The sequence below is a fragment of the Imhoffiella purpurea genome (genome assembly GCF_000585215.1).
GTDB lineage: Bacteria > Pseudomonadota > Gammaproteobacteria > Chromatiales > Chromatiaceae > Imhoffiella > Imhoffiella purpurea.
In genome coordinates this window covers 19,177-41,978 of the sequence record NZ_AONC01000070.1, presented here as the reverse complement: position 1 = coordinate 41,978, position 22,802 = coordinate 19,177, and the positions used below count along the sequence as shown (strand labels likewise).

General features: G+C 66.1%; 19 protein-coding genes and 1 tRNA gene. 7 read left to right on the top strand and 13 right to left on the bottom strand.

All coding sequences use genetic code 11. The features are described 5' to 3' along the window. From D779_RS18755 to D779_RS18745, 3 genes are all read right to left on the bottom strand, one after another. On the bottom strand, nt 1-999 hold a 999-nt coding region (locus D779_RS18755), incomplete at its 3' end, for a sigma-54-dependent transcriptional regulator (RefSeq protein ID WP_043757195.1). A gap of 83 nt (nt 1,000-1,082) precedes the next feature. Continuing rightward, the gene (locus D779_RS21320; RefSeq protein WP_052348271.1) at nt 1,083-3,158 is read right to left on the bottom strand and encodes a hybrid sensor histidine kinase/response regulator; all 2,076 of its coding nucleotides are present in this window, start codon (nt 3,156-3,158) and stop codon (nt 1,083-1,085) included. Between the two features lie 318 nt (nt 3,159-3,476). Continuing rightward, nucleotides 3,477-4,172 carry a hypothetical protein gene (locus D779_RS18745; protein WP_157726459.1) on the bottom strand — a complete coding sequence of 232 codons (696 nt, stop codon included), beginning with the start codon at nt 4,170-4,172 and terminating at the stop codon, nt 3,477-3,479. Between the two features lie 285 nt (nt 4,173-4,457). Between D779_RS18745 and D779_RS18740 the strand changes: the two genes are divergently transcribed. The 3 genes from D779_RS18740 to D779_RS18730 are packed head-to-tail and all read left to right on the top strand — an operon-like array spanning nt 4,458 to nt 6,917. Continuing rightward, nucleotides 4,458-5,486 (top strand): diacylglycerol/lipid kinase family protein, encoded by a 1,029-nt coding sequence (locus D779_RS18740; protein ID WP_081763603.1) that lies wholly within the window; start codon nt 4,458-4,460, stop codon nt 5,484-5,486. A 22-nt stretch (nt 5,487-5,508) separates the two neighbouring features. After that, complete coding sequence (locus D779_RS18735; RefSeq protein ID WP_081763602.1) at nt 5,509-6,357, top strand: metallophosphoesterase family protein; 849 nt, start codon at nt 5,509-5,511, stop codon at nt 6,355-6,357. A gap of 5 nt (nt 6,358-6,362) precedes the next feature. Next, on the top strand, nt 6,363-6,917 hold the full coding sequence (locus D779_RS18730) for a VOC family protein (protein WP_043757187.1): 555 nt from the start codon (nt 6,363-6,365) through the stop codon (nt 6,915-6,917). 90 nt (nt 6,918-7,007) lie between these two features. On the opposite strand, the gene D779_RS18725 is transcribed toward D779_RS18730, so the two are convergent. The 10 genes from D779_RS18725 to D779_RS18680 form a co-directional block, all read right to left on the bottom strand. Next, nucleotides 7,008-7,346 carry a hypothetical protein gene (locus D779_RS18725; protein ID WP_043757184.1) on the bottom strand — a complete coding sequence of 113 codons (339 nt, stop codon included), beginning with the start codon at nt 7,344-7,346 and terminating at the stop codon, nt 7,008-7,010. Between the two features lie 294 nt (nt 7,347-7,640). Further along, the gene (locus D779_RS18720) at nt 7,641-8,015 is read right to left on the bottom strand and encodes a MerR family transcriptional regulator (protein ID WP_043757183.1); all 375 of its coding nucleotides are present in this window, start codon (nt 8,013-8,015) and stop codon (nt 7,641-7,643) included. Beyond that, on the bottom strand, nt 7,996-8,295 hold the full coding sequence (ihfA, locus tag D779_RS18715; RefSeq protein WP_007042956.1) for an integration host factor subunit alpha: 300 nt from the start codon (nt 8,293-8,295) through the stop codon (nt 7,996-7,998). The genes D779_RS18720 and ihfA overlap by 20 nt, the downstream gene beginning before the upstream one ends. A 4-nt stretch (nt 8,296-8,299) precedes the next feature. Continuing rightward, nucleotides 8,300-10,678, bottom strand: a complete 2,379-nt coding sequence (gene pheT, locus D779_RS18710) for a phenylalanine--tRNA ligase subunit beta (protein ID WP_043757180.1) — start codon at nt 10,676-10,678, stop codon at nt 8,300-8,302. Between the two features lie 100 nt (nt 10,679-10,778). After that, on the bottom strand, nt 10,779-11,810 hold the full coding sequence (gene pheS / locus D779_RS18705; RefSeq protein WP_043757177.1) for a phenylalanine--tRNA ligase subunit alpha: 1,032 nt from the start codon (nt 11,808-11,810) through the stop codon (nt 10,779-10,781). A gap of 116 nt (nt 11,811-11,926) precedes the next feature. Further along, complete coding sequence (gene rplT / locus D779_RS18700) at nt 11,927-12,283, bottom strand: 50S ribosomal protein L20 (RefSeq protein WP_043757175.1); 357 nt, start codon at nt 12,281-12,283, stop codon at nt 11,927-11,929. 74 nt (nt 12,284-12,357) lie between these two features. Next, nucleotides 12,358-12,552, bottom strand: a complete 195-nt coding sequence (gene rpmI / locus D779_RS18695) for a 50S ribosomal protein L35 (RefSeq protein WP_007042952.1) — start codon at nt 12,550-12,552, stop codon at nt 12,358-12,360. 156 nt (nt 12,553-12,708) lie between these two features. Further along, nucleotides 12,709-13,242 (bottom strand): translation initiation factor IF-3, encoded by a 534-nt coding sequence (gene infC / locus D779_RS18690; protein ID WP_043757211.1) that lies wholly within the window; start codon nt 13,240-13,242, stop codon nt 12,709-12,711. Between the two features lie 62 nt (nt 13,243-13,304). Continuing rightward, on the bottom strand, nt 13,305-15,224 hold the full coding sequence (gene thrS, locus D779_RS18685; protein ID WP_043757174.1) for a threonine--tRNA ligase: 1,920 nt from the start codon (nt 15,222-15,224) through the stop codon (nt 13,305-13,307). A gap of 178 nt (nt 15,225-15,402) precedes the next feature. After that, nucleotides 15,403-15,479 (bottom strand) — tRNA-Val (locus D779_RS18680). 467 nt (nt 15,480-15,946) lie between these two features. Here D779_RS18680 and D779_RS18675 point away from each other — a divergent pair. The 4 genes from D779_RS18675 to D779_RS18660 all read left to right on the top strand — a co-directional run bounded on the left by D779_RS18675 (nt 15,947) and on the right by D779_RS18660 (nt 22,781). Continuing rightward, nucleotides 15,947-17,470 carry a fumarate hydratase gene (locus D779_RS18675; RefSeq protein ID WP_043757172.1) on the top strand — a complete coding sequence of 508 codons (1,524 nt, stop codon included), beginning with the start codon at nt 15,947-15,949 and terminating at the stop codon, nt 17,468-17,470. Between the two features lie 325 nt (nt 17,471-17,795). Beyond that, entirely contained in the window at nt 17,796-18,734 is a 939-nt protein-coding gene (locus D779_RS18670) for an ABC transporter ATP-binding protein (RefSeq protein WP_043757171.1), read from the top strand. Further along, entirely contained in the window at nt 18,727-21,666 is a 2,940-nt protein-coding gene (locus tag D779_RS18665) for a Gldg family protein (RefSeq protein WP_043757168.1), read from the top strand. The genes D779_RS18670 and D779_RS18665 overlap by 8 nt, the downstream gene beginning before the upstream one ends. After that, entirely contained in the window at nt 21,663-22,781 is a 1,119-nt protein-coding gene (locus tag D779_RS18660) for a DUF4340 domain-containing protein (RefSeq protein WP_081763601.1), read from the top strand. The genes D779_RS18665 and D779_RS18660 overlap by 4 nt, the downstream gene beginning before the upstream one ends. Nucleotides 22,782-22,802: the final 21 nt, after the last annotated feature.

Below are 22,802 nucleotides of genomic sequence, written 5' to 3'. Positions count from 1 at the left end.
CCCCCCCAGCGCCGGGACGATCTGCGGCAGATCGTCGAGCCGCTCGCGCAGCGGCGGCAGGTCGAGACGAAAGACGCTGAGACGGTGGTAGAGATCGCTGCGGAACTCCCCCTCCTGAACCCGCTGCTCCAGATTGCGGTTGCTCGCGGCGATGACCTGCACATCGACGTCCAGCGCCTTCTCGGAGCCGAGCCGGCGAACGCGCCGGTCCTCCAGCACCGTCAGCAGCTTGGTCTGCAGGTCCAGATCCATCTCGGCGATCTCGTCGAGGAACAGGGTCCCCTCGTGCGCCTGCTCCAGATAGCCCCGATGGCGTCCCTTGGCGCCGGTGAAGGCCCCGGACTCGTGCCCGAACAGTTCCGATTCCAGCAGTTCGCGGGGCAGCGCGGCGCAGTTGACCTCGATCATGGGGCCGTCGGCACGCGGTCCGGAGTGATGAAGGATGCGGGCGACCAGCCCCTTGCCGACACCCGTCTCGCCGCCGATGACGAGCGCGCTGAACGGAACCTCGGCGAGCCGCGCGATCATGTCTCGCGTGGATCGGGTGACCTCGCTGGAGCCGATGTAGGAGTCCACGCCGTAGCGGCGGCTGCGGTCCTGGCTCTCGCTGCGCAAGCGCCGCTGCGCCGACGCCGCACGCCGAGCCCCCGAGACCACCAGTTCCAGCCGCGCCAGGGCGCAGGGCTTCTCCAGGAAGTCGTAGGCCCCGAGACGCAAGGCCCTGACCGAGTCCGAGACCCCGCCATAACCGGTCAACAGGATCCATTCGCCACCGATCTTCTCCCGCCGCACCTCTTCGAGCAGATCCAGCGCGTTCCCGTCCGGCAGGCTCATGTCGGCCAGGATGACCTGCGGATCGAGACGCTCGTCGAGCAGACGTCGACGCGCCTCCCCGAGGGTCATGACGCATTCGGTATCCCACCCCTTGGTGTTGAAATGGCGGTTCAGCTCCTGGCCGAGCGCCTCGTTGTCTTCGATGATCAGCAGCGAGTTGCCCATCGAGGCTCCTTCTGGTGTTCAGATCTGATGTTCGATTCGGACGAGGGCGCCGAGCGCCCCCTGAGGCGACGTTCGGCCCCGTGTCACTCCAGGATGCGCCTGAGATCCTCGAGGCGGGTCGGCTTGAGCAGATGATCGTCGAACAGCGCGATGTCCCTGCCGAGGGTGCTCTCGCCGTAGCCCGAGACCGCGACCAGTCTGAAGGTCCCGCGATCGGGCATCTCGGCCAAACGCCGCGCCACCTCGATCCCGTCGATATCCGGGAGACCGATGTCGAGCAGGATGAGATCCGGACGCTCCGCGCGTACCGATTCCAGTGCCTCCATACCGTTCAGGGCGCCCGACACACTGTGACCCAAGGCGATGAGAAGACGGCTCGCGGCATCCACCACCTCGTCGGAATCGTCGACGATCAGCACCCGCTTGCCAACCTCGGCCCGGGCGGCGACCGGCGGTCTCGCCGGCTCCTCGGGAGCCGAGTCGGCATCGCGCGGCAGGATCAGGGTGACCTCCGTGCCGAGCCCGAGACCCGGGCTCCGGATCTCGACGCTGCCGCCATGCAGTTCGACCAGGTTCTTCACCAGGGTCAGCCCGACGCCCAGACCACCTTCCGGCCGCGCCAGGGATTGCGGTCCCTGGTTGAATGCCTCGAAGAGCCAGGGGATGGCCTCGGCCTCGATACCCCGACCATTGTCCTCGACGGTGACCCTTGCCCGGTCTCCCTCGCTGACCAGAACGACCGCGATGCGACCGCCTTCGCCGGTATATTTCGCGGCGTTGTGCAGCAGGTTGCTCAGCACCTGAACGAGCCGAGTCGCATCGCCGCGAACCGGCACCGGATCCTCCGGCAGGTCGAGGACCACGCGATGGCCTCGGGAGCGCACCTCCCGGTCCACCACCTCCAGCGCCTCGCGCACCAGTTCCCCCAGATCCTGCCGTCCCATCTCGAGCCCGATGGCGCCCCGCGTGATGCGCGCGACATCGAGCAGATCGCGCACCAGGCGTTCCAGATGATGGGTCTGCCGGTCGATGACCCGATAGGCCCAGTCGCGCGTCGCCGGATCCTCGCTGCCCAGCGCGAGCAGATCCAGCGCGCTGCGCACGGGCGCCAGTGGATTGCGCAGCTCGTGCCCCAGCATCGCCAGGAATTCGTTGCGACGCCGATCGGCCTCGGCAAGCCGCTCGGTCTGCTGACGCAGACTCGCCTGCAACGCCTCGCGCTCGGTGACGTCCATGGTCAGGGAGAGGACCGAGACCAGCCGGCCGTCGCCGTCGCGCAGGACCGAGTTGTGCCACTCGCACCAGATGCCCTCGCCGTCCTTGCGCCGGTTCCGGTGCAGACAGTGGCTGCGTTCGCGCTCACCGCCCACCAGGGCGCCGATCATGTTCGCGAAGGACTCGTGCCCCTCGGTTTCGAAGAGCCCCAGACCCAGGAGCGAACCTTGCACCGCCTCGGACTCGCTCCAGCCGAAGACCCGCTCCGCCGCGGACGACCAGCGGATGATCCCCGTATCGGCGGCCCACTCCAGAGAGGCGACCGGAGAATTGTCGACATGCAGCTTCAGACGTTCCAGGGTCTCCCGGTGACGCCGCTCGGTCTGTCGGGCCGTGGTGATGTCGGACAGGATGCCGACGCAGCCGTAGACCTCGCCCGCCTCGTTGCGCAAGGGTGCGGCGGACGCGATCAGATGCTTGACCTCGCCGTCGTCGAAGAGAAGATCCTCCTCCAAGCCATGCACCGGCGCGCCGGTGCGCGCCGCGGTCTGCATCGCCAGTTCGTCGGAGGTCAGCTCGCATCCGGCGTTGAAGACGCGAAAGGGCAGCGAGCCGGCATCCGGTCCCGACATGGATGGATTGGCATCCTCCGGCAGACGCAGGATCTCGGCGCCGGCGCGGTTCATCTCGATCTCCCGGCATTCGCGATCGCGACCGAGATAGATACCGACCGGCGCGGCCTCGAACACCGCGCGCAGCTCGACCTGCCGGCACCTGTCCCTCTCGGATTCAAGCTCTTCGATCCTCCGTGCCAGCCGAGCGTTCGCGACGGCCAGTGCCTCATTGACCGTCTGCAGCCGCTGAATCGATTCCTGCCCCTCATCGGACAGTAGCTCATCGGAGGTATCCGCCTCCTCATGACTGGAGCGCATATCCTCGTTCATCGACGTCACCTCGGAATTGGAGACAAATATGGATTGGCGGACTCTCGAATGCGCTCCAGGATCGATACGGGCTCGTCGCACAGGATCGTGGATGCGCGTCGGGGACCGACCACGAGGAGAGATGGGGGCATTTGAACCGCTTTGGGTGCGATCCGGCAAGTAAACCGCAATCCCGGCCGGGGGAAGGCCGCCTGAGGACCGGGAGCCAATCCGGCCGCCGCAAGCCCCGAGGATACCTGGATGATCGGCGCAGACCGATATCCGTCCCACATGGCTGCGGGACCGATCGAGTCGGGGGTCGGAACCGCGGAAGGTTCCCTAGCCGCTACCTGCCACCAATGGGAGCAGAAAGGTCGCGCTCTCATCGGTCAGGGTCAGGGTGCCACCAGCGTCACGGGCGGCACGCTCCGCCGCCAATGTCATGAGCTTGAGATCGGCGCGTTCGCTGGGAATCTCCGGATTGGGCCGACCCTCGACGCTCAGTCTCAGGATGACCTTTCCATCACCCTCGCGATACTCCAGAACCGGCCGATGCCCCCAGGGATGACCACAGTCCGTGCCGACGCCCAGAAGCCTCAGACAATGGATGACGGCCGCCTCGAAGCTGTCGCGCTCGATCTCCACCCCGAGCGCGGCGCTACGGGTATCGGCTGGCGCGACGACACGCCCGCCATAGAGACGCACGACATCCGCCGCGACGGACAGCGCATCCAGCCGCTTCTGCGGACCGTCTCCGAAGCGGGTCGAGCGGACCGCATCGCTGAGACCGTTGGACAGGGTCGATGCCGCGCCGAGCAGACGCTGCAGACGCTCATGATAGGCGCGGTCGTCGAAGAGCTCCAGCTGCAGCGTCTCCGAGATCAGCTTGATCACGCTCAGGGGTGTCCGCAGATGGTGCGCCTGCTGTCTCGCCTGCTCGGCGAGCAGCGAGCGGCGCTCGAGGTCGGCGAGTCGCTCGCGCTCCGGATCCAGCGGCAAGTCATGTGGAGTGGAGTGAAGGTGGGTTGACGGCATGAGGATGATCGGCCCTGTGTTCGTCCCGATGATGAGGATAGACAAAGTCTCTGGTCGATCTATTGATAAGCAAAGAGCAAGCCGAATCCAGGACTTTCGACATTGCAGGCTGCCGCCCCGATGTCCTGGCGTTTATCATTCCACCATCGCGTCCGGTCCCTTTCGAAGGCCCCATCCAACCATGAAAACGGTGGATTTGCACCTCCCGAGCGGCTGATTTGCCCAACCACCATCGCCAAAATACATCCAGGAACGTCCTGCACCATCCTCGGGAGGTGATATCGAATGCCATGGGTGCCCAGAATCAGCGTCCATCACGGATGGCCCGAATCATGCTCCTCGCTCGCAAGCACCCCATATGGCCAACAGATGCCCACGGTAACAGACACTGAACCATTTTCCACACCGCCAGGATCCCGCATCCTGGCCGTCATCAACCCAGCCTCGGGAGACGCCGACCCGAGCGGCCCGGATCCCGTAATGGAGCTGCTGAGCCGACGTCTCGACGAGCGAGGCGTCCAGGTCCAACGGATCCCATTCGAGCCAGACGGACTCGCAGGCGCGCTGTCCGAGGCGCTCGACGAGCAGGTTAGCGCCATCTGCGTCGCGGGAGGCGACGGCACATTGCTCGGCGTCGTCGAGGCTCTGGACGGGCGCCGGGTGCCGCTGGGCATCGTTCCGCGCGGAACCATGAACTGGATGGCCAAGGATCTGGGGATCCCGCTCGATCTGGAGGCCGCAGTCGAGACCCTGCTCGACGCCCGCGTCCGATACGTGGACACGGCCAGGGTCAACGGCGCACCCTTCCTCTGCGCCTGCATGATCGGCGTCAGCCCCCTGGTGGCCCGCCAACGCGAGCGCGAACGCGGATCGGCGCCCTGGAGCCGATGGCCGAGGCTCGTCTGGCAGGGCCTGAGACTGCTGCGCCTCTACCCCCACCGACGCATGCGGCTGATCGCCGACGGACGCAGCAGACGGCTGCGCTCGCACACGGTCGTGGTCACCAACAACCTGCTGGAGACCGCGTCCGGCCCGCTGCCCCGCCGGACGCATCTCGACGCCGGGCGGCTCGGCATCTATGCGGTCCGCAAGACCTCGGCCCGCGATCTCATCCGACTGCTCACCCGGGTCATGCTGGGCGACTGGCTGGCGGACGACGCCGTGCTCACCACCGCCGCGTCCGAGGCGAGCCTCGGCGTCTCCGGGCGCCGAGCGATCTCCCTCATGCTGGACGGCGAGATCCGGCGTCTCGAGACGCCGCTGAGATTCTCGGTCGAGCCTCGATCCGTCGCCATGCTGGTGCCCGCGACCTGAGCGGCGCCGCGACGCCCCTTCCATGATGCGTATCGCCCACATCTCGGACCTGCATTTCGGAACCCACCTGCCGCCGCTCGCCGAGACGCTCTGCGCGGAGATCCGGCGGATGCGGCCCGATCTGGTCGCCCTGAGCGGCGACCTCACCCAGCACGCACGCCCGCGCGAATTCGCCGCCGCCGCCACCTTCATCCGCAGGCTGCCGGATCCTGTCCTGGTGGTTCCCGGCAATCACGACCTGCCCGGCTGGCGACCCTGGCGGCGCTTCGTCCACCCCTGGCGCGAATGGCGTCGCCACATCTCGGAGGATCTCGAATCCAGCGTCAGGGGACGGGATTTCATCGCCATCGGGGTCAAGACGGCGCGACGCTGGGGGATGCATCTGGACTGGTCCCGGGGCCGAATCAACCTGGATCAGCTGGGCCGGGTCGTGAGACTGGCCGGCGCCTCGGAACCCGATGCGGTGCGCATCCTGGTCGCCCATCATCCCTTCCTGCTCTCGGACGCGGTGCGCAAACGCGGCCTGGTCGGCCGGGCCGATGAGATTCTGGACGGATTGCGCTCGGCCCGGATCGATCTCATCCTCGGCGGACACCTGCACCGCAGCGACGCCGGCACCGCCAACGGCATCGTCGTCGCCCAGGCCGGAACCGCCATCTCCAGCCGCCGCAAGGGCGAGCCGAACGCCTACAACCGCATCCAGGCATCGTCCCGGCAGATCCGCATCGAGGCCATGCGCTGGGACGGCAAGCGGTTCGCCGTGGCCGGGAGTTCGTCCTTTCAACGTTCCGAACTCGGCTGGGCGCCCGCTGCTCATAACCTACACTCAAGTCCGCAATTCGAACCGCCATCAAGCAACAATGGAGTCTGATCGAGATGAGATGGAAAGGCATTCATCACGTCGAATTCTCGGTGCTGCGCTACGAGGAATCCATCGCCTTCTTCGACCGCATGTTCGGCTGGCTGGGCTACCAGAGCTTCTGGACCCTGGACATCGGCTACCGTTCGACCTACTACATGGCCCGCCTCCCCTTCTTCCACAGCTATATCGGGATCCAGCCGGCGGAGACCGGGGACAGGCTGAACCCGGACGCGCATGCCACCGGCATCCATCACATCGCGCTCTGGGCCCGAAACCGCCGCGAGGTCGACGACTTCCACCGGGATTTCCTCTTGAGGAACCAGGTGAAGGTGACCGAGCCGCCGGCCGAGTATCCCGTCTACGCGCCGGGCTACTATGCCGTCTTCTTCGACGACCCCTTCACGGGCATCCATTTCGAGCTGAGCCATACCCCGACGATCCCGTCCCTTTCAGACCTCCGAGGCTGGCTCGGGGCGCTCAAGGGCGAATGGAAGCGGCATCCCGAATGGAAGGAGCCGCCGTGGAAGGCTGGGATACGCCGCCTTCCATCGAGGACCGATCAGCGCTGATCCGTCTCAGCCCGGTTCCCCGGGGACGGATCGGCCCCTCCCAGCCGAGCGGACCGATGGAGGGCGCCAAGGAAGCGGACGCCGGGACGTTCAGTCCAAGGAGCGGAGCAGCTCGGCGACCGCCTCGAGCTCGGGCGCATCCGGCGCCCAGGGCTCGACGCCAAGCGCCTTGCGGCGGCAGCCGTTGATGCGCTGCTCCAGGGTCACCTCGCGATCCATGGCGGCGATGAATTTGGGATAGGTCGCGGCCCGTCCGCGCATCGTCTCCTCGAGGGGCGAATGGCAGGAGGCGCAGGACTTGCCGGTCGGCCCCTCGGCACGTTCCCACAGCACGCGGCCATCGAGCGTCTCGGAGGCGTCGGCTGAAGCGCCGAAGAGACCGAGGCCGATGGCCAGACCGACGGCGGGCGGGATGATCGATTTCAACATGGGGCGGATTCCTTTGGGTTCTGGCTCCGGCCTCGATCCATCGCGGTACGGGCGAGGGACGGAGCGGGACGCGCGCGTGGATGGTGCCGCGCGGTGTGATCCAACTCTAAGGATTCCGTCCCCGAACATCCGTGACTATGTCACCCTCGCGAGATGACCGAGCCCACGGCGGCGAATTCAGGGATGAGGACATACGGCCTTGGACCCCGGCCGGGCATGAAGGATGGGGGGAATCCGGGGGAAGGTGAAGTAAGCAGGAACCATGCCTCGGAATCGGGCGACGGCGTCCTGGAATCAGCGCCGGAGCACCTGGAGGATCTCTTCGAGCTCCAGGCGCATCTGGCGGAGGATCTGGTGGGTCTGGTTCATGTCGTGCTTGGCGCCCTCGCCGCTGAGCTGCTGGCGGGCGCCACCGATGGTGAACCCCTGGTCGTAGAGCAGATTGCGGATCTGCCGGACCATGAGGACGTCGTGTCGCTGGTAGTAGCGCCGGTTGCCCCGGCGCTTCACGGGCTTGAGCTGTGGGAATTCCTGTTCCCAATAGCGCAGGACGTGCGGCTTGACGCCGCACAGTTCGCTGACCTCGCCGATGGTGAAATAACGCTTTCCCGGGATGGGCGGGAGATCGCCCTCGCCGAGACCGTTACCACTATCGATCGGTTCCAGCATAGGCCTCCACACGCGATTTGAGCTTCTGGCCGGGGCGGAAGGTGACCACGCGACGGGCGGTGATGGGGATCTCCTCGCCGGTCTTGGGATTGCGTCCCGGACGCTCCTTCTTCTCGCGCAGATCGAAGTTGCCGAATCCGGACAGCTTGACCTGCTCGCCCCGCTCCAGCGCGGTGCGGATCTCTTCGAAGAACATCTCGACGATGTCTTTGGCCTCGCGCTTGTTGAGCCCGAGTTCTTCGAACAGATGTTCAGCCATTTCGGCTTTGGTCAATGCCATACCTTCAATCTCTCAATCGTGCGCCAAGTTCGGTGGTAAGACGATCCAGGATGCGTCCTACCGTTCTCTCGATGACTTCGTCCGTAAGTGTCTGGGAAGAAGACTGTAAAATCAATCCTAAAGCGAGGCTTTTTCGTCCTGAATCAATGTTCTCACCTGTGTAGACGTCGAACAGCACCAGCTCGCGCAGCAGCTCGGGCTCGGCCGCTCGGATGCAGGCATCTATGGCCCCGTAGGTGACCCCCTCGTCGACCAGGAGAGCCAGATCGCGGCGGATGGCCGGGAAACGCGAGATCTGCCGGTAGCGCGGCAGCACGCCTTCGTCCAGTTGCAGGATATCCAGCTCGAAGAGGAAGACGTCGCCGTCCAGATCCAGCTTGGCGGCCACCGACGGATGCAGCATCCCCATGAGACCGACCGCCTCGCCATTGCGCTCGATACGGGCGGTCTGGCCCGGATGCAGGGCCGGATGCTCGCCTGGGACGAAGCGGAACTCGCCGGCCGCGCCCGTCAGGGACAGCAATGCCTCGACATCGGCCTTGAGATCGTAGAAATCGACGGGGCGCGCCTTCTGATCCCACTGCTCGGGAGCGACGCCCCCGGCCACCAGACCACCGATCCCCAGCTCCTGGCGCAGTCCATCGGGCGTCACCCGGAAGCGCAGCCCGGACTCGAAGAGCCGCACCCGGTCCTGCTGGCGCGACTGGTTGTAGAGCGCGCTCTGCAGCAGACCCGGCCAGAGGCTGGTGCGCATGGTGGAGAGCTCGGCGCTGATGGGATTGGCCAGCTGGAGCGTCTCGACGCCCGGCTCGACCAGCGCCTGTATCTCGGGGCTGACGAAGCTGTAGGTGATGACCTCGTGGAATCCGCGATCGACCAGGGCGAGCCGGGCGCGATCCAGATCGAACCCGGACTCGGGCGCCGACTTGGTCACCGAGGAGGCGCTGGCATGCGAGACCGGGATGCGGTCGTAGCCGTGGATGCGTCCGACGTCGGCGATCAGGTCGACCTCCTGGACCAGATCGAAGCGGGCGCTCGGCGGCGTGACCGTCCAGCCCTCGTCCGAGCGCTCCAGATCCATCCCGAGACGGCCGAGGATGTCCTCGACGGACTCGGCCGGCAGTTCCAGGCCCAGAACCTGGGCGATACGCCGCTCGCGCAGCTGCAGGGGCCGGCGCGGGGGCAGATGCTCGGCAGAGCTGGTCTCATGGACCGGACCTGGGGTGCCGCCGACGATGTCGAGCAGCAGCGCGGTGGCGCGCTCGATCGCCCGGACCTGGAGCTCCGGATCCACGCCGCGCTCGAAGCGGTGCGAGGAATCGGTGTGCAGACCATAGGAGCGCGCCTTGCCGCTGATGGCCAGCGGGGCGAAGAAGGCGCTCTCGAGCAGGATGTCGCGGGTATCGTCGCCGACCCCGCTGTCCGCACCGCCCATGATGCCGGCCATGGCGAGCGGACGCTCGGCGTCGGCGATGACTAGCGTGTCCTCGCGCAGCTCCGCCTCCTCGCCGTTGAGCAGGGCCAGACGCTCGCCGGCGGCGGCCATGCGCACCCGGATCTCGCCCGAGAGCCTGGCTAGATCGAAGCCGTGCATCGGCTGCCCCAGTTCGAGCAGCACATAGTTGGTGACGTCGACCACCGGGCTGATGGCGCGAATGCCCCCGCGACGCAGACGCTCCTGCATCCACATGGGAGTCTCGGCCGTCGGGTCGATGCCGCGGATCACGCGACAGACGTAGCGCGGACAGGCCTGCGGCGCCGCCAGGGAGACCGGGAAGCGGTCGTCGCAGGCAGGCGCCACGGGCTCGATCGCGGGCGGCGTCAGGGGCGAGCGGTTGATGACGGCCACCTCGCGCGCCAGTCCGGCGAGTCCCAGACAATCGCCGCGATCCGGGGTCAGATCGACCTCGATGCAGTGGTCGTCGAGCGCCAGCCAGGCGCGGACGTCCTCGCCCAGCGGGGCGTCGGCGGGCAGCGGCAGGATGCCCTCGGAGGACTCCGCCAGACCCAGCTCCTTGGCCGAGCAGATCATGCCGAAGGACTCGACGCCGCGCAGCTTGGCGCGCTTGATCTTGAAGTCGCCCGGCAGACGAGCGCCGATGGTCGCCACCGGAACCCGCATCCCCTCGGCGACGTTGGCGGCGCCGCAGATGATCTGAAGCGGATCGCCCTGCCCCACGTCGACCGTGCAGATACGCAGCTTGGCCGCGTCCGGATGGGGTGCGATCGCCTGGACCAGCCCGATGAAGACGCCGCTGAAGTCCGGCGCCGCCGGCTCAACCGCGTCCACCTCCAGACCCGCCATGCTGAGCTGATCGGCCAATTGCTGGGTATCGACCGGTGGGTTCACCCACTCGCGGAGCCAAGCCTCACTGAATCGCATGTCTCGATTTCCCGTCGTCGCTCGCCGGACCAGTCGCGCCCGGCGAGTCTAGATGAAGTCATGATGCCGGGCGCGCGCGTCGGCGCCCGCCGAGTCGGCGTCAGGCGAACTGACGCAGATATCTCAGGTCGTTGTCGAAATTGAGGCGGATATCGTCGATGCCGTATCTCAGCATGGCGAGACGCTCGACGCCCATGCCGAAGGCGTAGCCGAGATAGCGGTCGGGATCGATGCCCACGTGCCGGAACACCTCGGGATAGACCATGCCGCAGCCGAGCACCTCCAGCCAGCCGGTCTGCTTGCACACCCGGCAGCCGCTGCCGCCGCAGATGACGCACTGGATGTCGACCTCCGCCGAGGGCTCGGTGAAGGGAAAGTAGGACGGCCGGAAGCGCAGCGCCAGATCGCGCTCGAAGAAGTTGGTCAGGAAGTCGTAGAGCACGCCCTTGAGGTCGGCGAAGCTCACGTTCTCGTCGACCAGAAGCCCCTCGACCTGATGGAACATGGGGGTGTGGGTCAGGTCCGAATCGCAGCGATAGACCCGGCCCGGGGCGATGATCTTGAGCGGCGGCTTCTGCTCCTCCATCACCCGGATCTGCACCGGCGAGGTATGGGTGCGCAGCAGGCGGTCGGCGTCGAAATAGAAGGTGTCGTGCATCGCCCGTGCCGGATGGTGCTCGGGAATGTTGAGGGCCTCGAAGTTGTGATAGGCGTCCTCGACCTCGGGACCCTCGGCCACGGCGAAGCCGGAATTAGCGAAGAGCCGCTCGATGCGGCGCAGGGCGCGGGTGACCGGATGCAGTCCACCGGGCTGCTGTCCGCGCCCGGGCAGGCTCACGTCGATCCGCTCGGCGGCGAGACGCGCGGCCAGCGAGGCCTGCTCCAGCGCGCCCTTGCGCGCGTCGATGGCCTCCTGAACGGCGACCTTGGCCCGATTGATCTCCTGCCCCGCGGCCGGACGCTCCTCCGCCGGCAGGGTGCCGAGCCGCTTGAGCAGGGCGGTCATCTCGCCACTCTTGCCCAGATAGCGCACGCGCACCTGGTCGAGCGCGGCAAGATCGGTTGCGCCCGCGATTGCCTCGATAGCGGCATCGCGCAGGGAAGCGATACCGAGTCCGGTGTTTTCGGCCATGCTTAGAGTCTTCCGGCTGGATGTCTGGTGCGTTCGCCCCGACCCAAACGAAAAGAGGGAAAGACCTGAGCCTTTCCCTCTTTGTCGCAGGCGGACGCGAACGGGATGGCTGCGGATCAGGCCAGGGCCGTCTTCGCCTGCTCGGCGATCGCCGCAAAGGCGACGCTATCGTGATAGGCGATGTCGGCCAACATCTTGCGATCGACCTCGACACCCGCCAGCTTCAGACCGGCGATCAGACGGCTGTAGGACAGACCGTTGTCGCGGGCGGCGGCGTTGATGCGGGCGATCCAGAGCGCACGGAACTGGCGCTTCTTCTGGCGACGGTCGCGATAGGCGTATTGACCGGCCTTGACGACCGCCTGCTTGGCGACCCGATAGACCTTGCTGCGCGCGCCGTAATAGCCCTTGGCTTCGTCCAGCACCTTCTTGTGGCGGGCATGCGCCGTCACACCGCGTTTGACTCTTGGCATCTATAACTCTCCGGTAACTTGATGAGTGCAATTGGCCGATCGGCCGAATGGATCCGATCGGTCGCGTCGATTCCCTAGCAGTAGGGGATCATCCGTAGCGCCATCCGCACATCCGACTTGTGGATGCGCTGCGGCGAGCGCAGCTGACGCTTCCGCTTGGTGCTCTTCTTGGTCAGGATGTGACGCCGATGGGAGGCATTGCACTTGATACCGGAGGCGGTGCGCTTGAAGCGCTTCGCGGCTCCGCGATTGGTTTTCAGCTTAGGCATGGGTCTCGAATACTCCGCTATTTGCTGATGACGATGATGCGACGCGGACCGGCCGACAGGTCTTCAGAACGCATCGGGCGCCAGCAGGGGCGCCCGATGCCTTGCCTCCGCGATCCCTCAGTGTGAATCGCCCCGAGGCCGGTATTCCGATCGTCGCTATTTCTTTTTGGGGCCGAGCACCATGACCATCTGACGCCCCTCCATGAGCGGCTGCTGCTCCACGGTACTGAATTCGGCCAGATCGTTCTCGATCCGTCTGAGGAGTTCCAAGCCGAGTTCGCGGTGGGCGTGCTCACGCCCCCGGAACCGCATGGTCACCTTGGCCTTGTCCCCTTCATTGAGGAAACGCGTCAGGTTGCGTAGTTTGACCTGATAGTCTCCCTCATCCGTCCCTGGCCTGAACTTCACTTCCTTGATCTGAACCTGCTTCTGCTTCTTCTTGGCCTCGTTCTTCTTCTTCTTCTGATCGAAGAGGAAGCGACCGAAATCCATCAGCCGACACACCGGTGGTTCCGACGTGGGTACGATCTCGACAAGGTCCAATCCCGCCTCGGCGGCCATGTCCATCGCTTCGCGCGTGTTCACGACCCCGATCTGATTTCCATCCGCGCCGATCAGCCGGACCTCCGGCACATTGATTTCCTTGTTGACGCGGTTTCTCTTTGGTGCGGCGATAGCAGGTTCCTCCAGAAACACAAATGAACGCAGCGGGGCGGATCATGCTCATGACCCGCTTCGCGAAGCCGTACGCTTTAGTGGGCTCGGCTCGCGACCTCTTCGCCCAGGCGGTCGATGAAGGCGCCAAGCTCGAACGAGCCGAGATCCTGGCCCTTGCGGTCACGAACGGACAACGAGCGGGTTTCGACTTCCCGATCCCCCACCACGAGTAAGTAGGGCACCCTCCGCAGGGTGTGCTCGCGGATTTTAAAGCCGATCTTCTCGTTTCTCAAGTCCGTCTCGACACGGAAGCCTTTGTCGCGCAATACCTTAGCGACTTCCTTGACATAGTCCGCCTGACGGTCGGTGATATTGAGCACGGCGACCTGGACCGGCGCCAGCCAGGCAGGGAAGAATCCGGCATAGTGCTCGATCAGAATCCCGATGAAACGCTCGACCGAGCCCAGGACCGCGCGGTGGATCATGACCGGGGTCTGCTTGCTGTTGTCCTCGGCGATGTAGTAGGCACCGAGCCGGCCGGGCATGGAGAAGTCGACCTGGATGGTGCCGCACTGCCAGGCGCGGCCGATGCTGTCGTGCAGGGTGAACTCGATCTTGGGGCCATAGAAGGCGCCCTCGCCCGGCTGCACCCTGAATTCGAGCCCCTTGTCCTTCAGCGAGCGATCCAGGGCGGCCTCGGCCTTGTCCCACAGCTCGTCGGCGCCGACCCGCTTCTCGGGGCGCAGCGACAGGGCCAGGTCGATCTGGTCGAAGCCGAAATCCCGATAGGTCTCGAACACCATGTCGATCAGGGTCGCCACCTCTGACTGGAGCTGCTCCTCGGTGCAGAAGACGTGGGCGTCGTCCTGGGTGAAACGGCGGGCGCGCATCAGGCCGTGCAGGGTTCCGGACGGCTCGTTGCGGTGCACCACACCGAACTCGGCGAGACGCAGCGGCAGGTCGCGGTAGCTCTTGAGCCCCTGGTTGTAGAGCTGGATGTGGCCCGGACAGTTCATCGGCTTGATCGCATAGTCGCGATCGTCGAGCTGGGTCGTGAACATGCCGTCGGCGAACTTCTCCCAGTGGCCCGAGCGTTCCCACAGCGAGCGGTCGAGCACCTGCGGGGTCTCGACCTCCTCGTAGCCGTACTCCGCGAGCTTCTCGCGCATGTAGGCCTCGGCCAGGCGATAGATGACGCGGCCCTTGGCGTGCCAGAAGGCCATGCCGGGCGCTTCGTCCTGGAAGTGGAAGAGATCGAGCTGCTTGCCGAGCTTGCGGTGATCGCGCTTCTCGGCCTCCTCCAGACGCTGGAGATAGGCCTTGAGCTCCTTCTTGTCGCGCCAGGCGGTGCCGTAGATGCGCTGCAGCATGGCATTGCTGGAGTCGCCGCGCCAGTAGGCGCCGGCCACCTTGGTCAGCTTGAAGCCGTTGCCGAGCTTGCCGGTGCTCGGCAGGTGCGGACCGCGGCAGACGTCGAACCAGTCGCCCTGACGATAGACGGAGACCTCTTCGCCCTCGGGGATGATGTCCTCGATGATCTCGACCTTGTAGCGCTCGCCGATCCCGGCGAAGGTGCGCTTGGCCTCCTCGCGGTCCCAGACCTCGCGAACGATGGGCAGATCGCGCTTGACGATCTCGTGCATGCGCGCCTCGATGCGCTCCAGATCGTCCGGGGTGAAGGGCTCGTCGCGGGCGAAGTCGTAATAGAAGCCGTTCTCGATCGCCGGACCGATGGTCACCTGGGTGCCCGGATACAGCTCCTGGACCGCCTGCGCCATCACATGGGCGGCGTCGTGACGCAGCAGCTCCAGCGCGGTCTCTTCGTCCTTGCTGGTGACGATCGCCAGTTCGGCGTCGCGGTCGAGCATATAGGAGGTGTCGACCAGGGTTCCATCCACACGCCCGGCGAGCGCCGCCTTGGCGAGACCCGGGCCGATCGAGGCCGCGACCTCGTGAACGGAAAGGGGTTGATCGAACTGGCGTTGGGAGCCATCGGGAAGGGTAATCAGAGGCATCTCGAATCCTGGTTTCAGTGGTGATCGATACGAGGGATCACGTGAGTCGTACAGCACGGCCCTGACTTGGGGGAACGCAAGGATTGACGGGCAATAAAAAAGCCGTCAGCCTTCAGCGCTCCCCTTTCAGCCAGATTCTTGCGCTGAAAGCTGATCGCTGAAGGCTGACAGCCGGAATTGGTAGGCGCGATTGGACTCGAACCAACGACCCCCACCATGTCAAGGTGGTGCTCTAACCAACTGAGCTACGCGCCTGTCGTCGTTCAGAGCCCGCTATATTACAGACGGCTTTCAGCGATAGCAAGCATTTTTTCATCCTCGTCACCGCGACGGATCCCCGTCGATGCTCCATCGCTGCCCTCGGGTCAGAATTCCTCCCACTCGTCGGTCTCCGAGCGGGCCGGCAGCGACGCCGACTTGGTCTGTGACGACATGGCCCTGACAACCTTGGAGGATGATCCCTTGGCCGCCGGGGCCGGACGCCTCCCGGAACCCCTTTGATGCCTAGCCTTCGCGCGAGCGGTCTCCATACCACGGGGTGTGCCACTATCCGGCTGGAAGATGGAGACCTCCGCGGAGAGCGCCTGGCTCAATCGTTGGGAAACGCCGACGCATCGCGCCCCCTGGGCTTCAGGTTTCCAGGTCTTTCAGACCCTGTCGTAGAATTGGCCACCATACCAAGGTTCTACCGGTCACGAACCTGACAAACGTCAGCTGGCACTATGAGCATCATACGAACGAACGACTTCATTCAGAGCGTCGCCGACGCCCTGCAATTCATCTCCTACTATCACCCCAGCGACTACATCCAGTCGCTGTCCGCGGCCTACGCCGCCGAGGAATCCCCCGCCGCCAAGGACGCCATGGCCCAGATCCTCATCAACTCCCGAATGTGCGCCGAGGGCCGGCGCCCCATCTGCCAGGACACCGGCATGGTGGTGGCCTTCGTCAAGGTGGGCATGGACGTCCGCTGGGAGTCCGACATGAGCCTCCAGGAGATGCTGGACGAGGGCGTGCGCCGCGCCTATACGCACCCCGACAACGTCCTGCGGGCCTCCATGGTGTCCCCACCGATCGGCGGGCGCAAGAACACGGGCGACAACACCCCGGCCGTCATGCACCTGGATCTGGTTCCGGGGGATCGCGTCGAGGTGCGGATCGCGGCCAAGGGAGGCGGATCGGAGAACAAGTCCAAGTTCGCCATCCTCAACCCGAGCGACAGCCTGGTCGACTGGGTGCTCAAGACGGTCCCGACCATGGGGGCTGGATGGTGTCCTCCCGGCATGCTCGGCATCGGTATCGGCGGATCCTCCGAGAAGGCGATGCTGATGGCCAAGGAATCCCTGATGGAGCCGATCGACATCCACGAGCTCAAGGCGCGTGGACCATCCACACCCATCGAAGAACTGCGCCTGGAGCTGTTCGAGAAGGTCAACGCGCTCGGCATCGGCGCCCAGGGACTCGGGGGGCTGACCACGGTGCTGGACGTCAAGATCCTCGACTATCCGACGCACGCCGCCTCGCTGCCCGTCGCCATGATCCCCAACTGCGCCGCGACCCGTCATATCGAGTTCACCCTCGACGGATCCGGCCCGGCGGTTCTGGAACCGCCGAGCCTCGACGACTGGCCCGAGATCGCCTGGGACGCGGATGCCGGCGCCCGCCGGGTCGATCTCGACGGCCTCACCCGCGATGAGATCGCCACCTGGCGCCCGGGCGAGCGTCTGCTGCTCTCTGGCAAGCTCCTCACCGGTCGCGATGCCGCCCACAAGCGGATCACCGACCTGCTGAACAAGGGCGAGCCGTTGCCCGAGGGCGTGGATCTCACCAACCGCTTCATCTATTACGTCGGCCCGGTCGATCCGGTCCGCGACGAGGTGGTCGGACCCGCCGGCCCCACCACCTCGACCCGCATGGACAAGTTCACCGAGCAGATGCTCGCCGACACCGGCCTCATCGGCATGGTCGGCAAGGCCGAGCGCGGCCCGGCCGCGATCGAGGCGATCGCGCGTCACGGCGCCGTCTATCTGATGGCGGTCGGCGGCGCGGCCTATCTGGTCGCCAAGGCGATCAAGAGCTCCAGGCTCGTCGCCTTCGAGGACCTGGGCATGGAGGCCATCCGCGAGTTCGAGGTCGAGGACATGCCGGTCACGGTCGCCGTCGACAGCCGCGGCGAGTCCGTGCACCAGACCGGACCGGCCGAATGGCGCGGCCGGATCGGCAAGATACCGGTCGCGGTGATCTGACGACCGCCCAGGCCATTCCCGGCCAGATGAACCGACCCATGCCCTTCATGGGTCGGTCGAGGTGGGCGAGAGCGAACCCCAACGGCAGCATGCCTTCGAGGCGGCGCCGATGCCTTAACAAAATTTAACCACCGCCCCGCCACACCGAAGCGAATTCGCAAGGATTTGAATCGACAAGGAATTCAAAGCCTCGCCCCGATCCCACCACCAAGCCTCCCGAGCGGCGGTACTTGCACGACCCGGGCGGCTTGGATGAAATCCGCGCCCAGGCGGGCAATCCGCCCCTTCCTCAAGACACACATCAAGCGAGCCTAGGAGTAACGCCATGATCGAAGTTCGCGGGCTCAGTCGTCGCTACGGCGAGCTCAGGGCGGTCCAGGACGTCTCGTTCGAGATCGGTCGCGGTGAGATCGTGGGTCTGCTCGGTCACAACGGGGCCGGCAAGACCACCATCATGAAGATGCTCACCGGCTATCTAGAACCCAGCGCCGGACACATCCGGATCGACGGACTGGACATCGCCGAGCAACGGCGCGAGGCACAGAGACGCATCGGCTATCTGCCGGAGAACTGCCCCCTCTATCCCGAGATGACGGTGCTGGACTACCTGGACTACCAGGCGTCGCTCCAGGGACTCGAGCCCCGGCAGCGGCCGGCGGCCATCCGCCGCGCGGTCGAGCGCACCGAGCTCGGACCCAAGGCGACCGCCACCATCGAGACGCTCTCGCGCGGCTACCGCCAGCGCGTCGGGGTCGCCCAGGCGATCCTGCACGCGCCGGGCATCCTCATCCTCGACGAGCCGACCAACGGGCTCGATCCCTCGCAGATCCAGCACATGCGCGCACTGGTGCGCGAGCTGGCCCAGGACGCCACGGTCATCATCTCCACCCACATCCTCCAGGAGGTCGAGGCCGTCTGCGGACGCGTGCTCATCATGCGCGGCGGACGCCTGGCGCTCGACAGCCGGCTGGACGCCATCGGCCGCACGCCGCGGCTGCTGGTGACCCTGGAGCAGGATCTGGACGCGGTGCGCTCGGCCCTGACCGGGCTGGACGCCGTCACGGACGTCTCGCTGCTCGACCAGGATGAGACACTGCGGCGCTTCGCCCTGGAGACCCCGGACGCCCGCTCGGCGGCGCCACTGGTCGCCAAAACGCTCGGCGAGCGCGGCTGGCCGCTCTACGGGCTGGAGCAGGAGCGTCAGGACCTGGAGGCGCTGTTCGGCGCCGTGACCCTGGAGCGGATGGAGGCGGCCCATGTCTGAGATCCTGCGTATCGCCCGCCGCGAGCTGGCGGCCTTCTTCGGCTCACCGGTGGCCTACATCTTCATCGGGGCCTTCCTGGCGGTCTGTCTCTTCGTCTTCTTCTGGGTCGACGCCTTCTTCGCCCGCAACATCGCCGACGCGCGGCCCCTGTTCGAGTGGATGCCGATCCTGCTGGTGTTCCTCTGCGCGGCGCTCACCATGCGGCTCTGGAGCGAGGAGCGCCGGTCCGGCACCATCGAGAACCTCATGACCTTGCCGGTCGCCACGCCCAAGCTGGTGCTCGGCAAGTTCCTGGCCGCGCTCGGACTGGTCGCGGTCGCACTGGCCCTGACCCTGCCCCTGCCGGTCACCGTGTCCCTGCTCGGGCCGCTGGACTGGGGTCCGATCGTCGGCGCCTATCTGGCCACCCTGCTGCTGGCCGCGGCCTATCTGGCGATCGGGCTCTTCGTCTCGTCGCGCACCGACAACCCCATCGTCGCGCTCATCGGCAGCGCGCTGGTGTGCATCCTCTTCTATCTGATCGGCTCGCCGGCCCTGACCAGCCTGGTCGGGCACAACGGCGGGGAGATCCTGCGTCTGATCGGCAGCGGATCGCGTTTCGAGTCCATCACCCGGGGCGTGATCGATCTGCGCGATCTCTACTACTATCTCAGCCTGGTCGGCGCCTTCCTGGCCCTGACGGTCTACAGCCTGGAGCGTCTGCGCTGGGCCGAACCCCAGGCCAACCCGCGCCACCATCACCGCTGGATGCTGGTCACCGGACTGGCCGTCGCCAACCTGATCGCCGCCAACCTCTGGCTGCAGGGCGTGACCCAGGCACGCGCGGACCTCACCCAGGGCCGTCTCTACACCCTCTCCGAGGCCACCCAGACCTATCTCGACCAGCTCCAGGAGCCGCTGCTGATCCGCGGCTATTTCAGCGCCCAGACCCATCCGCTGCTGGCCCCGCTGGTCCCGCAGCTGCGCGATCTGCTGAAGGAGTACGAGATCGCCGGCAAGGGCAAGGTCCGGGTCGAGATCGTCGATCCCCAGGACTCGCCCGAGCTGGAGCGCGAGGCGGGCGAGCTCTACGGCATTCATCCGGTGGCCTTCCAGACCGCCAACAAGTACCAGGCGGCGGTGGTCAACTCCTATTTCGACATCCTGGTCAAGTACGGCGATCAGTACGAGACGCTCAACTTCCAGGATCTGATCGATCTCAAGGTGCGCAGCGAGACGGATCTCGACGTCCGGCTGCGCAACCCCGAGTACGACCTGACCCGCACCATCAAGAAGGTGCTCTACGGCTATCGCGGCGGCGGCGATCTCTTCTCCAGCCTGACCAAGCCGCTGCATTTCACCGGATTCGTCTCCGCGTCCGACACGCTTCCCGAGCCCCTGCCGGCGCTGCGCAAGGATCTGGAATCGGTCCTGAGCGATCTGGCCCGGGACTCGTCCGGACGCTTCAGCTTCGCATTCAAGGATCCGGCCGCCGGCGATGGCAGCGTCGCCAAGCAGATCCGCGAGGACTACGGCTTCGAGCCACTGGTCGTGAGCCTGCTGGACCCGACGCCCTTCTATTTCTACATGGTGCTGCAGTCCGGGGATCAGAGCTTCCCCATCCCGCTGCCCGAATCGCTCGACCGCGCGGGTCTGAGCCGGGCGATCGAGGCCGGCATCAAGCGCTTCGCGCCCGGCGTGCTGCGCACCCTGGCGCTCTACAAGCCGGCCTCCATGCCCAATCCCTACGGGGCGCCGGGCGGCGGCGACTACAGCCTGCTGCAGCAGAGCCTGGAGGAGAACTTCCGGATCCAGGAGACGGATCTCGAATCCGGCCAGGTGCCGGCGGAGGCGGATCTGCTGATGGTCCTGGCCCCGGAGAATCTGGACGAGAAGCAGCAGTTCGCCGTCGACCAGTTCCTGATGCAGGGCGGTACCGTCCTCCTGGCCGCGTCCAGTTTCCAGGTCGACCTCTCCGGCGGCACCATCGGCGCCCACAAGGCCCCGACCGGGCTCGAATCCTGGCTCGAGCATCAGGGCCTGACGCTCGGCGAGAGCCTGGTCCTGGATCCGCAGAACACGCCCTTCCCCATCCCGGTGCAGCGCGACGTCGGCGGGTTCGTGGTGCAGGAGATCCAGACCCTGGACTATCCCTACTTCCCGGACGTGCGCGGCGACGGACTGGCGCAGGACTCGGGGATCACCTCCAACCTGGGTCAGATCACCATGAACTGGTCCTCGCCGATCGAGGTGGACCGCGAGAAGAACGCGGGCCGTCATCTGGTCGAGCTGATCCGCAGCTCGGATAGCGCCTGGACCAGCGATTCGGAGAACATGCAGCCCGACTTCGATGCCCACGGCGACATCGGCTTCCCGCGCGGCGACGACCGGGGACGCAAGCTGCTGGCGGTCTCGATCGAGGGACGCTTCGACTCGCCCTTCGCCGGCAAGCCCTCGCCGCTGCTGCCGAAGGCGGATGCGGACGCCAAGGACACCGACGGCAAGGCGAAGGATGCGGATGCAGAGACCGACCAGGAGTCAGAGACGGACGCCGATGCGGAGGCCAAGAAGCCGGTCATCTCGGGCGTCGTGGAGTCCTCGCCGGAGTCGGCGCGGCTGATCCTGATCGGCTCATCGAGCTTCCTCTCCGACACCGCCATCAGCCTGGCCAACGAGGCGACCCAGACCCGCTATCTCAAGCCGGTCGAGCTGGTGCAGAACGCGGTCGACTGGTCGCTCGAGGATCGCGGCCTGCTGAGCCTGCGCGGACGCGGCCAGTTCAGCCGCATGCTCGACCCCATGGGTCAGCAGACGCGGCTCTTCTGGGAGTCGCTCAACTATCTCCTGGCCCTGGCGGGACTGGCGCTGGTGTACTGGATCCATCGTCGCGCCCGTCGGCGGCGTGAGTCCGCCTATGCCGCCATCCTTCACGACGGAGGGGCGCGGGCATGAAGCAACAGACCTCGACGGAGTCCAAGATGACGGAGACCCCATCACAGCCGACCGCCCAGAGCCTGGGCTGGCGCCCGGATCTGCGCGCGCCCTGGGTCATGGTCCTGATCGCCCTGCTCGGTCTGCAGCTGCTGCTCGCGCTCGGCGTCTCGCTGACCGAGTCGCGCATGAACGCCCCGGCACCCCAGACCCCGCTGGTGGATCTCGAACCTAATCAGGTCCAGCGGGTGACCATCGCCGGATCCGAACCCTCCGATTCGGTGACCCTGAGCCGCCGCTCGGATGGCGGCTGGGTTCTGGCGGACCTGGCCGACTTTCCGGCCGACGGTGCCAAGATGGACCGTCTGCTGACTCAGCTCGCCGGGCTCAAACGTCCGCTGCCGGTCGCGACCAGCGAGGAGGCGCGCACGCGCTTCAAGGTCGCCGACGATGCGTTCGAGCGCCGGCTGGTGCTTGGGGACGGCAAGGGCGAGCTGGCGACGCTGCTGTTCGGCGAATCGGGTGGATTCAGACGTCTGTTCGGACGCCCGGCGGACGATCCGGCCGTCTACGAGCTGCCGCTGGCGATCTCGGACGTCTCCAACCGGCGCGACGACTGGATCGACCGCTCCCAACTGCAGATCGAGCGACCCAAGATCACCGCGATCGGCACCGACGACTGGACCCTGACCAAGGGCGAGGAGGGCTGGACGCTGGACGGCCAGGAGGCCCAGGTGGACCAGAGCGCGGTGGACGCGCTCCTCATGAAGGTCGCCAACCTCGGCTATCGCGGTGTGCTCGGCATCCAGGACGAACCCGACTACGACCAGGAGAACCCCAAGCTGACGCTCGTCATCCATCTGGAAGGGGACAAGACCCGGACCTATCGCATCTCGCAGGCCAAGGACAGCGAGGACTATGTCCTCAAGGACGCCGATCGTCCCTATTATTTCAAGCTCTCGCAATACGACCTGGAAGGCGTTCTCGACCTGAAGGCCGACGACCTGAAGGCCGAGCCGGAAGGACCGGCGCAGACGCAGGAACCAGCCGACGAGCTCGAAGCAGCCCCAGCCGCTGAGGACACGCCAGCGACCGTCGAGCCGAAAGCCGCATCGGCACCCTCGCAAGCGGACTGACCCGCCCCCATACCCTCGGCA

What these genes read in the sequence shown, in the direction of transcription:
- D779_RS18670 (WP_043757171.1), top strand. Translation starts at nt 17,796, where the DNA reads ATGATCGAAGTTCGCGGGCTCAGTCGTCGCTACGGCGAGCTCAGGGCG.
- D779_RS18660 (WP_081763601.1), top strand. Translation starts at nt 21,663, where the DNA reads ATGAAGCAACAGACCTCGACGGAGTCCAAGATGACGGAGACCCCATCA.
- D779_RS18740 (WP_081763603.1), top strand. Translation starts at nt 4,458, where the DNA reads ATGCCATGGGTGCCCAGAATCAGCGTCCATCACGGATGGCCCGAATCA.
- thrS (WP_043757174.1), bottom strand. Translation starts at nt 15,224, where the DNA reads ATGCCTCTGATTACCCTTCCCGATGGCTCCCAACGCCAGTTCGATCAA.
- D779_RS18720 (WP_043757183.1), bottom strand. Translation starts at nt 8,015, where the DNA reads ATGCTGGAACCGATCGATAGTGGTAACGGTCTCGGCGAGGGCGATCTC.
- ihfA (WP_007042956.1), bottom strand. Translation starts at nt 8,295, where the DNA reads ATGGCATTGACCAAAGCCGAAATGGCTGAACATCTGTTCGAAGAACTC.
- D779_RS21320 (WP_052348271.1), bottom strand. Translation starts at nt 3,158, where the DNA reads ATGAACGAGGATATGCGCTCCAGTCATGAGGAGGCGGATACCTCCGAT.
- rplT (WP_043757175.1), bottom strand. Translation starts at nt 12,283, where the DNA reads ATGCCAAGAGTCAAACGCGGTGTGACGGCGCATGCCCGCCACAAGAAG.
- D779_RS18735 (WP_081763602.1), top strand. Translation starts at nt 5,509, where the DNA reads ATGATGCGTATCGCCCACATCTCGGACCTGCATTTCGGAACCCACCTG.
- pheS (WP_043757177.1), bottom strand. Translation starts at nt 11,810, where the DNA reads ATGGCCGAAAACACCGGACTCGGTATCGCTTCCCTGCGCGATGCCGCT.
- pheT (WP_043757180.1), bottom strand. Translation starts at nt 10,678, where the DNA reads ATGCGATTCAGTGAGGCTTGGCTCCGCGAGTGGGTGAACCCACCGGTC.
- D779_RS18675 (WP_043757172.1), top strand. Translation starts at nt 15,947, where the DNA reads ATGAGCATCATACGAACGAACGACTTCATTCAGAGCGTCGCCGACGCC.
- rpmI (WP_007042952.1), bottom strand. Translation starts at nt 12,552, where the DNA reads ATGCCTAAGCTGAAAACCAATCGCGGAGCCGCGAAGCGCTTCAAGCGC.
- D779_RS18745 (WP_157726459.1), bottom strand. Translation starts at nt 4,172, where the DNA reads ATGCCGTCAACCCACCTTCACTCCACTCCACATGACTTGCCGCTGGAT.
- D779_RS18730 (WP_043757187.1), top strand. Translation starts at nt 6,363, where the DNA reads ATGAGATGGAAAGGCATTCATCACGTCGAATTCTCGGTGCTGCGCTAC.
- D779_RS18665 (WP_043757168.1), top strand. Translation starts at nt 18,727, where the DNA reads ATGTCTGAGATCCTGCGTATCGCCCGCCGCGAGCTGGCGGCCTTCTTC.
- D779_RS18725 (WP_043757184.1), bottom strand. Translation starts at nt 7,346, where the DNA reads ATGTTGAAATCGATCATCCCGCCCGCCGTCGGTCTGGCCATCGGCCTC.